The sequence below is a fragment of the Pseudomonas sp. FP2309 genome (genome assembly GCF_030687575.1).
Lineage (GTDB): Bacteria > Pseudomonadota > Gammaproteobacteria > Pseudomonadales > Pseudomonadaceae > Aquipseudomonas.
The window spans coordinates 2,881,337-2,895,043 of record NZ_CP117439.1; the positions used below are offsets into that span (position 1 = coordinate 2,881,337).

14 protein-coding genes are annotated in these 13,707 nt (G+C 63.7%); 6 read left to right on the top strand and 8 right to left on the bottom strand.

Translation table 11 applies throughout. The features are described from left to right. Positions 1-8: 8 nt before the first annotated feature. The 7 genes from PSH59_RS13115 to PSH59_RS13145 are packed head-to-tail and all read right to left on the bottom strand — an operon-like array spanning position 9 to position 6,306. Positions 9-1,382, bottom strand: coding sequence for an ATP-binding protein (locus PSH59_RS13115; protein ID WP_305392844.1), 1,374 nt, complete (start codon positions 1,380-1,382; stop codon positions 9-11). Next, a complete protein-coding gene (locus PSH59_RS13120; RefSeq protein ID WP_305392845.1) occupies positions 1,379-2,041 on the bottom strand; it encodes a response regulator in 663 nt (220 codons plus the stop codon). The genes PSH59_RS13115 and PSH59_RS13120 overlap by 4 nt, the downstream gene beginning before the upstream one ends. Positions 2,042-2,052: 11 nt before the next feature. Further along, positions 2,053-2,697 (bottom strand): tetratricopeptide repeat protein, encoded by a 645-nt coding sequence (locus tag PSH59_RS13125; protein ID WP_305392846.1) that lies wholly within the window; start codon positions 2,695-2,697, stop codon positions 2,053-2,055. Beyond that, entirely contained in the window at positions 2,694-3,503 is an 810-nt protein-coding gene (locus PSH59_RS13130) for an SDR family oxidoreductase (protein WP_305392847.1), read from the bottom strand. Before PSH59_RS13130 ends, PSH59_RS13125 begins: the two co-directional genes overlap by 4 nt. Continuing rightward, positions 3,490-4,164, bottom strand: a complete 675-nt coding sequence (locus tag PSH59_RS13135) for a TenA family transcriptional regulator (protein WP_305392848.1) — start codon at positions 4,162-4,164, stop codon at positions 3,490-3,492. Before PSH59_RS13135 ends, PSH59_RS13130 begins: the two co-directional genes overlap by 14 nt. After that, on the bottom strand, positions 4,161-5,639 hold the full coding sequence (locus tag PSH59_RS13140) for an AMP-binding protein (protein WP_017530659.1): 1,479 nt from the start codon (positions 5,637-5,639) through the stop codon (positions 4,161-4,163). Before PSH59_RS13140 ends, PSH59_RS13135 begins: the two co-directional genes overlap by 4 nt. Continuing rightward, positions 5,629-6,306, bottom strand: coding sequence for a thermostable hemolysin (locus tag PSH59_RS13145; protein ID WP_248079215.1), 678 nt, complete (start codon positions 6,304-6,306; stop codon positions 5,629-5,631). Before PSH59_RS13145 ends, PSH59_RS13140 begins: the two co-directional genes overlap by 11 nt. A gap of 182 nt (positions 6,307-6,488) precedes the next feature. Between PSH59_RS13145 and PSH59_RS13150 the strand changes: the two genes are divergently transcribed. The 6 genes from PSH59_RS13150 (at position 6,489) to xylB (ending at position 13,155) form a co-directional block, all read left to right on the top strand. Beyond that, entirely contained in the window at positions 6,489-7,031 is a 543-nt protein-coding gene (locus PSH59_RS13150; RefSeq protein WP_305392849.1) for a cytochrome b, read from the top strand. Between the two features lie 163 nt (positions 7,032-7,194). Next, complete coding sequence (locus tag PSH59_RS13155) at positions 7,195-8,727, top strand: sugar ABC transporter ATP-binding protein (protein ID WP_248079217.1); 1,533 nt, start codon at positions 7,195-7,197, stop codon at positions 8,725-8,727. Continuing rightward, a complete protein-coding gene (locus tag PSH59_RS13160; RefSeq protein ID WP_248079219.1) occupies positions 8,720-9,697 on the top strand; it encodes a ribose ABC transporter permease in 978 nt (325 codons plus the stop codon). Before PSH59_RS13155 ends, PSH59_RS13160 begins: the two co-directional genes overlap by 8 nt. 34 nt (positions 9,698-9,731) lie before the next feature. Then, positions 9,732-10,664: an ABC transporter substrate-binding protein gene (locus PSH59_RS13165; RefSeq protein ID WP_305392850.1), complete on the top strand. Its 933-nt coding sequence runs from the start codon at positions 9,732-9,734 to the stop codon at positions 10,662-10,664. 21 nt (positions 10,665-10,685) lie between these two features. Continuing rightward, a complete protein-coding gene (locus tag PSH59_RS13170; protein ID WP_305392851.1) occupies positions 10,686-11,678 on the top strand; it encodes a LacI family DNA-binding transcriptional regulator in 993 nt (330 codons plus the stop codon). 16 nt (positions 11,679-11,694) lie between these two features. Beyond that, positions 11,695-13,155, top strand: a complete 1,461-nt coding sequence (gene xylB, locus PSH59_RS13175) for a xylulokinase (RefSeq protein ID WP_305392852.1) — start codon at positions 11,695-11,697, stop codon at positions 13,153-13,155. A 64-nt stretch (positions 13,156-13,219) separates the two neighbouring features. Here the strand turns inward: xylB and PSH59_RS13180 are convergent, their stop codons facing one another. After that, on the bottom strand, positions 13,220-13,663 hold the full coding sequence (locus PSH59_RS13180) for an Lrp/AsnC family transcriptional regulator (protein ID WP_248079227.1): 444 nt from the start codon (positions 13,661-13,663) through the stop codon (positions 13,220-13,222). Positions 13,664-13,707: the final 44 nt, after the last annotated feature.

The following is a 13,707-nucleotide window of genomic DNA, read 5'->3' on the forward strand; positions in this document are numbered from 1 at the left end:
GGCTGCGCCTACGGCGCATCACCGGGGATCTCCAGGATGGCTCTGCAGCCTCCGGATGCCTGATTTTCCAGGTGTATCCGGCCCCCCAGACGTTGGGCGATGGTTTGCACGATGGTCAGGCCCAGGCCGGCGCCCTGGGCATTGCCGCGGCTGTAGAACCGTTCGAACAGCCGGTCGCGCTCGTTCTCGTCAATGCCGGGCCCCTGGTCGTCCACGGTCAGCGCGAAGCGGTTGGCGTGTTTGCGCAAGCACACCGTGATTACGCCGTGCTCCGGTGAAAAGTTGGCCGCGTTGGTCACAAGGTTAGTCAGGGCGATATTGATCGCCACCGCATCGGTACTCACGGCATAGGCGGCGTCGTCCACGTCGAACACCAGTTCAAGGTCTTTGCTCAGCAGCCAGGGTGTCAGTTGAATCAGCGTTTCGCGCACTGCCGCCGCCAGGTCGATGGCCTGCACAGGCAGATGCTCGTCGCTGGGCTCCAGGCGCGCCATGGTCAGCAACTGATTGACCAGGCGGCTGGTGCGGTCGACGCCGCTGATCAAAAAGGCCAGGGATTCACGCCGTTCGGTCTCGGTACCGGCTTCCAGCAGGTTTTGCGCATGCACCCGCAGCACCGCCAGGGGCGTGCGCATTTCATGGGCGGCGTCGGCGATAAAGCGCCGTTCACGGCCGACCATGTCCTGGATTTGCGCCAGCATGCGGTTCAACGCCGCCTGCATCGGCTCCAGCTCCGTGGGCAGGGGCGTGAGTTGCATCGGCTCCAGCGAGCCGGAGTGGCGGGCGCGCAGGGTGGCGGCCATATCGGCCAGAGGCTTGAGGCCCCAGCCGATGGCCAGCCACACCAATGCGGCCAGGATCAGGCTGCCCAACACGTTGGGCCACAGGGTATGGCGCACGATGCGGCCCACCAGGTCCGAGCGCACGTCGTCACGTTCACCCACCCAGATACGCAGGCCATTGTCCTTGTCCTTGAGCACGAAACCGCGCCATTGGCGACCGCTGACATCCTCGACGTTGCCGAACCCGGCAGTCTCGGGAGGCGCCGCAAGCGCTGGCGCGCTGCTGGTAAACACCAGGCGCTCGCCCTGGGGGTTCCATACCTGGAAGGCGATTTTGCTTTCGTAAGGATGCCCGTCCAGCTTAGGCACGGCGTTGCCCAAGGCCTTGTTAAACGCGCGATACAGCTCGGCCTGGTCTTTGCCGCCCAGCGGCATGCTCATCACGCCCTGCAACAGCCGCGCGTTCTGCGCCAATTGCGCGTCGTAGACTTCGGCGATTTCGTGGTTGCTGTCGTGCAGGTTGAGCCAACTGATCACCAGCAGGCCGGTCAGCATCAGGCCGATGATCAGGGTCAGGGTGCGCCGCCGGATCGAGGTCATCCACGCTCCTCCACCAGGTAGCCCACCCCGCGCACGGTGCGGATCAACTCGCTGGAAAATTTCTTGCGCAGGTGGTGAATATGCACCTCCAGGGTGTTGCTTTCCGCCTCTTCGTTCCAGCCGTAAAGCAACTGCATCAACTGATCGCGGGTCATCACGCGGCCGGGCGGGGAGAGCAGTTCGTGCAGCAACTGGTATTCCTTAGGGGTCAGCACCACCGGTTGGTTGTGGTAGGTGACCTGTTGCGTGCTGGGGTCCAGGCAGATGCCGGCGTGTTCGATCAGCACCCGCGCGCGCCCGGCACTGCGCCGCAGCAGCGCGCGCAGGCGGGCTTTGAGTTCCGACAGGTCGAAGGGTTTGATCAGGTAATCGTCGGCGCCGGCATCCAGCCCGGCGATGCGGTCTTCGGTGGCGTCCCGTGCAGTGAGGATCAACACCGGCACAACGGCGCCGCTGTCGCGCAGGCGGCGCAATACCTCCAGTCCGTCCATGCGTGGTAGGCCCAGGTCGAGCACCACCACATCGAAGGTTTCGCTGAGCACGGCGTGCAAGGCACTGCTGCCGTCCTGCAGCCAGTCGACGGTGTAGCCCTCACGCACCAGCGCCTGCTGGATGCCTTCCCCCAGCGCCACATCATCCTCGATCAGTAATAGGCGCACATGGACTCCTGTCAGTTGAGTTTTTGATTGACCTGGGCCAACAGGTCGGTGATCTCTTTGCGGCGCCCGGCATCGGCGGTTTCGCGCCCCGGCCGTGGTGCGGCGAGCAGGGCCTTTTGCAGGGCGTCACGCGCTTCGGCGTAGCGCTTTTGCCGGTACAGGTGATCGCCCCAGAAGTACAGACTATCAATGCCCGTCGGGTTGAGTTGCAAGGCCTGTTTGAGCAGCGCATCGGCCTTGTCCGCATCGCCAAAGCCGATGGGCCAGCCGGGCACGCGGTCGTACAGCGCCGCCAGGCTGGTATACGCCGAACCCTGCAGGGCCTTGGGATCCAGGGCCAGCGCTGTTTCGAGGTCGGCCTTGGCCGCCTTGACCTTGCTCAATGCCCCAAGCCCGCCCTGGGCGCCGGCCCAACTGCTGGTGACGATACCGGACCAGATCCACGCTTCGGCGGCCTTGGGGCGCTGCGTGGTAAGCGCCGTGGTCTGGCTGGCGAGCTGTTCGAAGGCTTTGGAACGTTGTTCCTCAGGCAGGTTGTATTGGATGTGTGCCCAACGGGTCTGGATTTCGGTCAGGCGTTGCTGGTCGGCGGCGTCCATTGCCCAGGTCAGAGGGCTCAACAGGGTGAACAGCAGGGCGGCAAAAAGTCGTTTCATGGGGTGGGGTCCTTATCGATAGGTGTGTGACTCAAGCGCCGAATCAGTGGCAGTTGTTTGCTCAAACTACGGTCCACCAGGTTTGGCAGCAGGCTGTTGAGGCGCACAAAGAAGCGCTCCGGCCAGCCCAGGTAGAGGTCGCGACGATCCTTGAGGATGGCCTGGATCACCGCCGAGGCGACGGTGTGCGGGTCGTCGACGTTGGACTTGAGCGCGTCGTTCAATGCCTGCGCCGCCGGGCTGTTCATGTGCGTACGCGTTGCCCGTGGCGCTACGTACAACACGCCCACGCGGGTGTCGGCCAGCTCGCGGCGCAGGGCTTCGGAAAACCCGCGCAGTGCAAACTTGGTGGCGCAGTAGGTGGCGTAGCCGGGGTAACCGATGGAGCCGTAGGTGGAGCCCACATTGACCACCATGGCGCTCGGCGCGAGCTTGAGTTGCGGCAGCAACAGCTTGGTCAGGCAGATCGGCGCGGTGATGTTCAACGCCAGCATGCCGCTGATTTCGCTGTCGTCCAGTTGCTCAAGCATCGCGAAGTGGTTGATCCCGGCGGTGTTGATCAGCAGGTTGACGCCACCGATGGCATCGGCCGCCGCCAGCACCTTGCGCCGGTCGGCGAGGAAGGTCAGGTCGGCACTCACCCAGCACAGCTGCTGCGGATACTGCGCGAGCAACACCTCCAAAGGGGCGCGATGACGTGCCACCGCCAGCACCTGGGCGCCACTGGCACACAGCACGGCGGCAATCGCCAGGCCGATGCCGCCACTGGCGCCGGTCAGCACCACGCGCGCATCAGACAGGCGCATGTTGCGTCTCCGTGATGCGCGGCAGGGTGCGGAACATGTCGGTGTAGAGCGCGTAGACCACCTTGGACGCGTGGATCACGGCGGCCTGGTCGGCCGGGTCATCCAGGCGGTTCATCAAGCCGCGGTAGGTCTGCATATGGCCAATGTCCAGCGAACCGTGGGAGCTGAGGTAGCTGAACGCCGTTTCCGGCAGATGCAGGCGCTCGCGAATGCTCCCGGCTGCATGGGTGGCGAGGGCGATGCTGGTGCCTTCCAGCACATTGACCATGCCGAACAGACCGACCGGGTTGTCACGGGAGATCAGGTCATACAGGTAGCTGACCATCAGCTCGATGGGCAAACCGGGGCGGCCCTCACGCACCGCGTGGGCGTCGCCACCGCAGGCGGCAATGTCATTGAGCACCCACTGCTCGTGGCCGTACTCCTCCTCAATGTATTCGCAGACCGCCTTGCGCAGCCACTCCAGGCGCGACGGCAGGCGAGCGCCGCAGGCCATCATCAGGGGCACGGTATGGCGAACGTGGTAATAGGCCTGGGCCAGGAAGGCGCGGTAGCTTTCCAGGCTGACCTTGCCCTCCAGCGCATCGCGGATGATGGGCAGGCTGAACAGGGCCTGGCGTTCGTGCTGGGTGGCATCTTGGAGCGTATCGAAAAAGTTCACGATGACATTTCCTCGTTCAAGGCAGGGGCAAGCAGGGTTTGGTAGCGGGCGACGATGGCGTCGCGCCGTGGGCGGCCATTGGCGGTGAGCAAGCCGTTGGCGGCGCTGAAGGGTTGATCCAGACGCGTCCACCGGTGCACGTGCGCGTAGTCGGGCAGGCCGCTGTTGGCCGCGTCCACGGCCGCCTGCAGCTGTGCCTCGGTGCAATCGGCGCGCAGTGGCCAAAGCAGGGCGTGGTTGTGCGGCTGGGCCTCTCCGTAGACAAAGGCCTGGGCAATCACGCCGCTCTGGGTCAGTTCGGCTTCGATCCAGTCCGGGTTGACGTTGCGCCCGTAACTGGTGACGAATTGATGCTTTTTGCGGCCCTTGAGGTAAAGAAACCCATCGGCATCAAAGGCGCCGAGGTCACCGCTGGGCCACCACTCTCCGGGCGCTTCGGCCTGACCCAGGTAGCCGAGCAGGGTTGAGCCCTTGATCAGCACTTCACCGTCCTCGGCCAGGCGGATCTCAACGTGGGGCAAGGGTTTGCCGACGCTGCCCGGGCGCTGCGCCTCGGGACGATTGAGGCTCACCACCGAAGCGCATTCCGACAGCCCGTAGCCTTCGTAGACCGGCAAGCCGAGTTGTCCGGCGCGGTGCAGCAACGCCTTGGACACCCGCGCGCCGCCCACCGCAGCAAAGCGCAGGCCGTGGGGGCTGAACGCCTTCTGTTCGGCGGCAATCACCAGCATCAGCAGCAATTGCGGGACCAGAATCAGGCTGTGGGGCTGGCGCAGCGCCAGGCAACCGAGCAACTGTGCAGCGTCCACCGCACTGGCGCCCTGGATGCCCAGGCTTTTTTGACTCGGCACACTCAAGGTGGCACCGGCATACAGCGCGGCGTAGCACCCCAGGTTTTCCAGGAGGATGGCGATGGGCAGCAGCGCCAGGTGATGGCGTGGATCACTGGCATGACTGGCCTGGTGCAACTCACGCGCGACCCGCAGCACGCTGTCGGCGCTCAGGCACACCCCTTTGGGCGTGCCGGTGGTGCCGGAGGTAAAGGTCAGCTTGGCGGTGCCAGACGGCATTGACGGCCGACCTTCAAACGCGCGGCACCAGAACTCGCCGGTTTTGCGATACCCGCCAGCGTGCAACTCAGCGTCCAAATGAGGCTCGGCGATCACCCGCTCGGCGTGGCTTTGTTCCAGGCAATGGGCACGCTGGGCAGGGCTGAAGAACGGTGGCAAGGTCAGGCAGGTCAGGCCTTCAAACAAAATCGCCAAGTCCCACAAGATGGCGTCGACGCCGTTGTCCAGGGCCAGAGCCACCACCTTGACCCCCTCATCGCGAAGGCGTTCCTGGCGGTAGGTAACTTCGGCAAACAGCGCGGTGTAATTGATTTTCAGCGTGTCGCCCCACAGGGCGACAGCGCCGTCGTTGCGTTCGGCATAGCCACGCAGTACAGCATGGAAACGACGGGTTTCAGGCGACATGGCTAGTGTCCTCTAGAAGCGTGGGCAACCCCAGGCGTGAAAACAGGCCCATGTTGCGCAAATGAACGAAGCCGGCGCGGATATTGCCGACGTGCACCCAGGGCTGGCTCTCGTAATAACTGCCCCAGTGATGGCGCTCGTCGCCCAGGCGCTGCGGGTCGGCGGCGCACAGGGTGACGGGCTTCAAACCCAGACGGTGGAAGCTATTGACCAGACCGACGTTGCCGGTAAACGCCACCCACTCCAGGCCCGCCATGGCCAGCAGCCAGGTAATGGCGATGATGCTCAGGCGCGCGCTGCCGGTATCGCTGGCCGCCAGATTGCCCACTTCGGCAATGGCGCTGCGCTCCACCGCGCGTTCGGCGGCAGCGCTGATCAGTGGCTCGATCGAATGATCCAGGTAGCGCTCCAGAAACAGCGGTTCGGCCCCCGCCAGGCGGACCCCGGCGACGGCGCACAGCTCGCCGTCGACCTGGCTGACGCCGAACAATTGCGGCATGAAGTGCCGGATATCGGCGCCGTGGGCCAGGCGAAAACGTTGCTGGATAAACGCCTCGAAGGCCGGTCGTTCACGGTCATGGGGCAGGGCGCGGGCAAGTTGCAGGGTGGTGCTGTCGGGCTGGCCGAACAGCAGCGGCAAGGGAATGTTCCAATCGATCCGGGGCATGGGTGGTGTGCCTCCCAAGTGAAGTTGGGAGGAGTATCAGCGGCGTTTCTTAACGAAGTCTGAAGGTGGGAAAAGTCGGCGTTATTGTCGATCTTCAGACTGCCTTAAGACTGTGCAGGCAGGTTGGCGCCGACTTTCCCAGGCCGGACACGGCCTCTACTTCCGCACAAGGTTGCCCTTTCATGAGCGAACATCTGCTGACCCAGCGCTACACACGTCTGTCGATGACCCTGCACTGGCTGATGCTGGCGCTGTTTGTCGGCGTCTACGCCTGTATCGAACTCAAGGGCCTGTTGCCTCGAGGGCACGCGCTCAAGGGGCTGTTGCTGGCCGGCCATGCGCTGTTTGGTCTCGGCATCTTCGCGCTGGTATGGCTGCGTCTGCTGGGCCGCCTCGCGCCGCGCCCGGCCATTTTGCCGCGCCCACCGGCCTGGCAGACCGTCGCGGCGCACCTGATGCACCTGGCGCTGTACGCACTGATGATCGGCACGCCGTTGCTGGCGTGGCTGATGCTCAACGCCGCGGGCAAGCCGGTGCCGTATTTCGAATGGGCGCTGCCGTCGCTGGTGGCCGTAGACCCGGACCACGCCAAGCAACTCAAGCACTGGCATGAGTGGCTGGGCAGTACCGGCTACTGGCTGATTGGCCTGCACGCGGCCGCTGGGTTGTTCCACCATTACTGGGTGCGGGATAACACCCTGACGCGAATGCTGCCAAAACGTTAGAAATGCGAAAGCTACGCTTATAGCGCTGGGTGAAACGTTTCTTCTAGCGACAAACGGGCGACGCAAGCGCTTGCGTAAGCAAATGTATCTGATTAGAGTCGGTGGCAATCGGCTCTTTTTCAAAGGGGGCGAATACAAAAATAATAAAACCAGGAGCTCAGCCATGAGCCTTGAACCCTTGCTTGAGATGCAGGGCATCAGCAAAACCTTTAACGGGTTGCGCGTGCTTAAAAGTGTCGGCCTTAAGGTCTACCCCGGCGAAATCCACGCCTTGATGGGGGAGAACGGCGCCGGCAAATCCACCTTGATGAAAATCCTCTCCGGCGCCTACCAGGCCGACCCCGGCGGCGAAATCCGCATCGACGGTCAAACCGTTCCCACCTTCAACCCCGCCACCGCCAAAGCCCTCGGTATTGCCGTGATCTACCAGGAGCTGAGCCTGTGCCCGAACCTGAGTGTGGCCGAGAACATCTACCTGGGCCGTGAGTTACGCCGTGGCTGGACCATCGACCGTCAAGGCATGAGGGACGGTTGCGTGGAGGTGCTGCAGCGCCTGGGCGCCGAATTCACCCCGGCGACACAGGTCAGCAGCCTGTCGATTGCCGAGCGCCAACTGGTGGAAATCGCGCGCGCCTTGCATGCCCACGCCAAAATCCTGGTGATGGACGAGCCCACCACGCCGTTGTCGTCCCGCGAGACCGACCGCCTGTTCGCGCTGATCAAGCAACTGCGCGCCCAGGGCCTGGCGATCATCTATATCAGTCACCGCATGGCCGAGATCTACGAGCTGTCGGACCGGGTGTCGGTGCTGCGCGATGGTCAATACATCGGCGAACTGACCCGCGACGCACTGTCGGCCGAGGTGCTGGTGAAAATGATGGTCGGCCGCGACCTGTCCGGTTTCTACAAAAAGGAACACGCCGCCTATGACCCCGGCGCGGTGGTGATGCGCGTACGCGACATGGCCGACGGCAAGCGCGTGCGCCACTGCAGCTTTGATCTGCACGCCGGTGAAGTACTGGGCATTGCCGGGCTGGTGGGGGCAGGCCGCACCGAGCTGGCGCGGCTGATCTTCGCCGCCGACCCGCGCACCAGCGGCACCCTGGAAGTGGTGGGCAAGACCGTCACCCAACTGCGCACCCCGGCGGACGCGATTCGCGCCGGTGTGGTGTACCTCACCGAAGACCGCAAGGCGCAGGGCCTGTTCCTGGACATGAGCGTGGCCGACAACATCAATGTCTGTGCCTGTGTGCCGGACGCCCATGCCGGCGGCGTGCTCGATCGCGGCCATGGTGCGCAACGCGCGAATGACGCGATCAAGTCACTGTCGATTCGCGTCGCGTCGGGCAAGGTCAATGTCGGTGCGCTGTCCGGCGGCAATCAACAAAAGGTGCTGCTGGCGCGGCTGCTGGAGGTCAAGCCCCACGTGCTGATCCTCGATGAACCCACGCGTGGCGTCGACATCGGTTCCAAGTCCGAGATCTACCGCATCATCAATCAACTGGCGCAAGCGGGGGTGGGGATCGTGGTGATCTCCAGCGAGCTGCCGGAGATCATCGGCACGTGCGACCGCGTGCTGATCATGCGTGAAGGCCAGTTGGTGGCCGAAGTCGGCGGGGCCTCGGGCCACGCTATTTCCCAGGAACGTATTATTGACCTCGCCACCGGTGGCGATCAGGTGGTTGCCAATGGCTGATTCGATGATTGCAACAGTGGGCAAGGCTGAGCGTGCGCGGGCGCTGATGCGCACCGTGGGCATGTTGCCGGTGTTGGTGTTGTTGCTGGTGGGCTTTGCCCTGGCCAGCGAGAACTTCCTGACGGTGCAGAACCTGTCGATCATTACCCAGCAGGCTTCGGTCAACGTGGTGCTGGCGGCGGGCATGACCTTTGTGATTCTCACGGCGGGCATCGACCTGTCGGTGGGGGCCATCCTGGCGGCGTCTGCGGTGGTCGCGTTGCAGGCGTCGATGTCGCCGCAGTTCGGCATGTTCGGGATCGCCGCCGGGATTGGCTTTGGCCTGTTGCTGGGCCTGGTCAACGGCGGCCTGATCGCCTTCATGCGCCTGCCGCCGTTTATCGTCACCCTCGGTGCGCTGACCGCCATGCGCGGCCTGGCGCGCCTGCTGGCCGACGACAAGACCGTGTTCAACCCTGACCTGCCGTTCGCCTTTATCGGCAACGACTCGATTCTGGGGGTGCCGTGGCTGGTGGTGATCGCCGTGGCGGTGGTCGCGCTGTCGTGGTTCATCCTGCGGCGCACGGTGATGGGCGTGCAGATCTATTCGGTGGGCGGCAACCCGGAAGCGGCGCGGCTGTCGGGGATCAAGGTGTGGAAGGTGCTGCTGTTCGTCTACGCCATGTCCGGTGCCTTGGCCGGGCTGGGCGCGGTGATGAGCGCCTCGCGCCTGTTTGCCGCCAATGGCCTGCAACTGGGCCAATCCTATGAGCTGGATGCGATCGCCGCGGTGATCCTCGGCGGTACCAGTTTTACCGGCGGCGTCGGCACCATCGGCGGCACGCTGATCGGCGCGCTGATTATCGCGGTGCTCACCAATGGCCTGGTGCTGCTGGGGGTATCGGATATCTGGCAGTACATCATCAAGGGCATCGTGATCATTGGCGCGGTGGCGCTGGATCGTTATCGCCAGTCCGGTGCGCGCACCTGAGTTCACTCCTACAACAATCACAAGAGAGACCCGCATGAACTTCAAACAAATCGTTCCCGTCATCGCTCTGGCTGCCCTCATGTCCCAAGCGGTTGAGGCCCGTGAGCTCAAAGCACTGGGCATCAGCATGGGCTCGCTGGGCAACCCTTACTTCGTGACCCTGGCCGACGGCGCCACCGCACGCGCCAAAGCGCTGAACCCCAACGTCAAGGTCACGTCGGTGTCGGCCGACTATGACCTGAGCAAGCAGTTCTCACAGATCGATAACTTCATCTCGTCCAAGGTCGACTTGATTCTGATCAACGCTGTCGACCCGTCCGCCATGGCCTCGGCGATCAAGAAAGCCCGTGACGCCGGTATTGTGGTGGTGGCGGTGGATGTGGACGCCAAGGGCGTGAACGCCACGGTACAGACCGACAATGTCGAAGCCGGCAAACTGGCCTGTCAGTACCTGGTGGACAAACTCTCGGGCAAGGGCAATGTGATTATCCAGAACGGCCCGCAGGTGACCGCCGTGACCGACCGCGTCAAAGGCTGCAAGGCCGCGCTGGCCGGCGCTCCGGATATCAAGGTGCTGTCCGATGATCAGGATGGCAAGGGCTCGCGCGAAGGCGGCCTGAACGTGATGCAGGGTTACCTCACGCGCTTCCCGAAAATCGACGGCCTGTTTGCAATCAACGACCCGCAAGCCATCGGCAGTGACCTGGCGGCCAAGCAACTCAAACGCAGCGGCATCATCATCACCTCGGTGGACGGCGCGCCGGATATCGAGAACGCGCTGAAAACCGACACACAAATCCAGGCCTCCGCCAGCCAGGACCCTTGGTCCATGGCCCAGACCGCAGTGGATGTGGGCAATGACATTCTCAATGACAAAGCCCCGGCCGAAGCCGTTACCCTGCTCACGCCAAAACTGATCACCCGCGACAACGTCGGTACCTACAGCGGCTGGTCGAGTAAACATTGATCTGAAAAGAGGAACAGCGCCGTGGTGACCATGGACGACGTGGCAAGCAGGGCGGGGGTATCGACGTCGACCGTGTCCCACGTGTTGAACGGCACCCGCAAAGTCAGCCCGGCCACGGTGCTGGCGGTACAGCAGGCGATCCAGGCGTTGGGGTACATCCCCAACACCCTGGCGCGCTCGCTGGCCCGTTCGAGCACCAACACCATCGGCGTGGCGATCTCGGCGCTGTCCAACCACTATTTCAGCGAAACCGTGCATGCGATTGAAACCGAGTGCGCCAAACACGGCTACATGATGCTGTTTGTCGACACCCACGACGACCCGGAGCAGGAACTGCGGGTGGTCACGGCGCTGCATCACCGGCGGGTCGACGGAATTGTGCTGGCCCCCTCCAACGGTTCGTTGGCCCTGGAGTATCTGCGCGCCAACGAGATTCCAGCGGTGCTGGTGGATCGGATGATGAGTGAGCAGTTTGATCAGGTCGGAGTGGAGAATGCCCAGGCCACCCAGGCGCTGATTGAACACTTGGTCGGGCACGGGCACCGTCGCATCGGCTTTATTGCCGGGCGCACGGGGTTCAGTACCACGGATGAGCGGGTGGCGGGTTACTGCGCGGCGTTGCACGCGGCGGGGCTCGCCTTCGATCCGCAGTTGCTGGTCAACGGCGGCTCCAACACCGAGCCTGCGCGCCAGGCCACGGTGCAGTTGCTGGGCCTGGCTTCGCCACCCACGGCGATCATGGCCGGCAATAACCTCATGACCCTCGGCGCGATGCACGCCTTGCGTGACGCGCAGCTTGACGTGCCGAGACAAATGGCCCTGGTGGGCTTTGATGATTTTGACTGGGCGGATTTTTTCGTGCCGCGCCTGAGCCTGATCGCCCAGCCGGTCAAGGCGCTCGGCGCCCGCGCGGTTGACCTGTTGCTGCAACGCATGGCGGCGCCCAACGCACCGCCCCAGAGCGTGCGCCTCGCGCCGACCCTGCAGTTACGTAACTCCTGTGGCTGTCATTGATTGGAATCACACACGCATGAACAGTCCTGTTTCCCTGGGCATTGACCTGGGCACCTCGGAACTCAAAGCCATCCTGATGGACACCCATGGCCGCGTGCTGGCCCATGCCGGCGTGCGCTTGAGCGTGGCTCGGCGCCATAGCGGCTGGTCCGAACAGGCGCCGCAAGAGTGGTGGCAAGCCTGTTTGCAGGCACTTGAAACCCTGCGCACCCATGAAGCGTTCGCCCGTGTGGCCTGCATCGGCTTGTCCGGGCAAATGCACGGCGCGGTGTTATTGGGCGATGACAACCGCGTGTTGTACCCGGCGATCCTGTGGGACGACTCACGCGCGGTGGCCGAGGCCGAACAGCTCGGTCCAGGCTTTGCCGAGGTCACCGGCAGCCTGCCCATGGCCGGGCTCACCGCGCCCAAGTTGCTGTGGCTGAAACAGCATGAGCCGTTGGTGTTCAATGCGATCGACTGCGTGCTGTCGCCCAAGGACTACCTGCGCCTGCGGCTCAGTGGCGAACGTATCAGCGATATGTCGGACGCCGCCGGCACCCTGTGGCTGGACGTGGCGCAGCGTGAGTGGTTCACCCCGATGCTGCACGCCACGGGCCTCACGCCTGCGCAGATGCCCCGGCTGGTGGAAGGCGGCGCGGCCAGTGCCCGCGTGACCGCGAGCGGGCTGGGTTTGTCGACGCAGGTGGTGATTGCCGGTGGCGGCGGTGACAACCCGGTAGCGGCCGTCGGTATCGGCGCGATAAACGTTGGTGACGGCTTTATTACCTTGGGCACCAGCGCGGCGATTGTCGCGATTACCGACCACGCCGCCGGCAACCCGGGCAGTGCGGTTCATAGCTTCTGCCATGCACTACCCAACCGCTGGTACACCATGGGCGCCATGCTCGCCGGCGCCAGTTGCCTGCGCTGGGTCACGCAGCTCACGGGCGTGGCGGATGAACAGGCGTTGCTGGACCAGGTGCAGACGCAGTTGCCGAGCGGGCAGCCGGTGCCACTGAGCACGCCGCTGTTTCTGCCTTACCTGGCCGGTGAGCGCACGCCCCATAACGATCCCTTACTGCGCGGTGGTTTTATGAATCTCGGGCATGACTGCACCCCGGCGATGTTGGGGTATGCGGTGATGGAAGGGGTGGGTTTCGGTTTGCTCGATGCGTTGCGTGCGGTGCAATCGACCGGTGCCGACGTGGGAGCCTGTGCCCTGGTGGGCGGCGGTGCGCGCAGTGCGTATTGGGCGCAGTTGCTGGCGAACATCCTGCAGCGGGAAATCGTCACCTTGCACGGCAGTGAATTGAGCGCGTGCATTGGCGCGGCAAAGTTGGGGTTTGTGGCGCTGGGGCTGGGCGCCGATTTGCTGGCGGCGGGGATGCCGGTCAAGGCCCGGTACAAACCTGACCTGACGCAGCAGCCGGTGTTGGAGGCGCGTTATCGCAAGTTTCAGCGTTTGCTGCCTGCCGCAAAGGCCCTTCACGACTAGGCTCCTATGGCGAGCGGGCTCGCCACAACAGGCGCGATCGTCACAGGAATCGGTTTGTTACGGTTCAGTCGTTGGTCAGCGGTGGCAAGCGTCGCTTCACCGGGGTTTTCTTGACGATGGCGGTGTTGGTTTCGGCATACGCATTGATCCGGTCCAGCAGGCTGTCGAGGTGGTCCATGGTGCGCACATGCAGGCGCGCGATGAAGCAATCGTCGCCGGTGACCTTGTCGCATTCGGTGAATTCAGGGATCGCCTGGATCTGACGTTCCACCTCCTGCAACTGGCCGGGCAGAGGGCGGATGCGCACGATGGCTTGTAACAGGTAGCCAAAATGCCTGGGGTCGATATCGACGGTGTAGTGGGTCAGCACGCCGCGCTCTTCCAGGCGCCGCAGACGCTCTGACACGCTGGGCGAAGACAGCCCGGTAATACCCGCCAATGCCTTGAGAGACAGGCGCGAGTCGTCCATCAGGGCGGCGATCAGTTGTTGGTCGATAGTGTCGATCATGGTTTTCGCCTAATAACTAAAGGTGATTTGCGCTTCTGGCCTTA

What these genes read in the sequence shown, in the direction of transcription:
- PSH59_RS13125 (WP_305392846.1), bottom strand. Translation starts at nt 2,697, where the DNA reads ATGAAACGACTTTTTGCCGCCCTGCTGTTCACCCTGTTGAGCCCTCTG.
- PSH59_RS13115 (WP_305392844.1), bottom strand. Translation starts at nt 1,382, where the DNA reads ATGACCTCGATCCGGCGGCGCACCCTGACCCTGATCATCGGCCTGATG.
- PSH59_RS13145 (WP_248079215.1), bottom strand. Translation starts at nt 6,306, where the DNA reads ATGCCCCGGATCGATTGGAACATTCCCTTGCCGCTGCTGTTCGGCCAG.
- PSH59_RS13130 (WP_305392847.1), bottom strand. Translation starts at nt 3,503, where the DNA reads ATGCGCCTGTCTGATGCGCGCGTGGTGCTGACCGGCGCCAGTGGCGGC.
- PSH59_RS13155 (WP_248079217.1), top strand. Translation starts at nt 7,195, where the DNA reads ATGAGCCTTGAACCCTTGCTTGAGATGCAGGGCATCAGCAAAACCTTT.
- PSH59_RS13150 (WP_305392849.1), top strand. Translation starts at nt 6,489, where the DNA reads ATGAGCGAACATCTGCTGACCCAGCGCTACACACGTCTGTCGATGACC.
- PSH59_RS13160 (WP_248079219.1), top strand. Translation starts at nt 8,720, where the DNA reads ATGGCTGATTCGATGATTGCAACAGTGGGCAAGGCTGAGCGTGCGCGG.
- PSH59_RS13140 (WP_017530659.1), bottom strand. Translation starts at nt 5,639, where the DNA reads ATGTCGCCTGAAACCCGTCGTTTCCATGCTGTACTGCGTGGCTATGCC.
- PSH59_RS13165 (WP_305392850.1), top strand. Translation starts at nt 9,732, where the DNA reads ATGAACTTCAAACAAATCGTTCCCGTCATCGCTCTGGCTGCCCTCATG.
- PSH59_RS13180 (WP_248079227.1), bottom strand. Translation starts at nt 13,663, where the DNA reads ATGATCGACACTATCGACCAACAACTGATCGCCGCCCTGATGGACGAC.
- xylB (WP_305392852.1), top strand. Translation starts at nt 11,695, where the DNA reads ATGAACAGTCCTGTTTCCCTGGGCATTGACCTGGGCACCTCGGAACTC.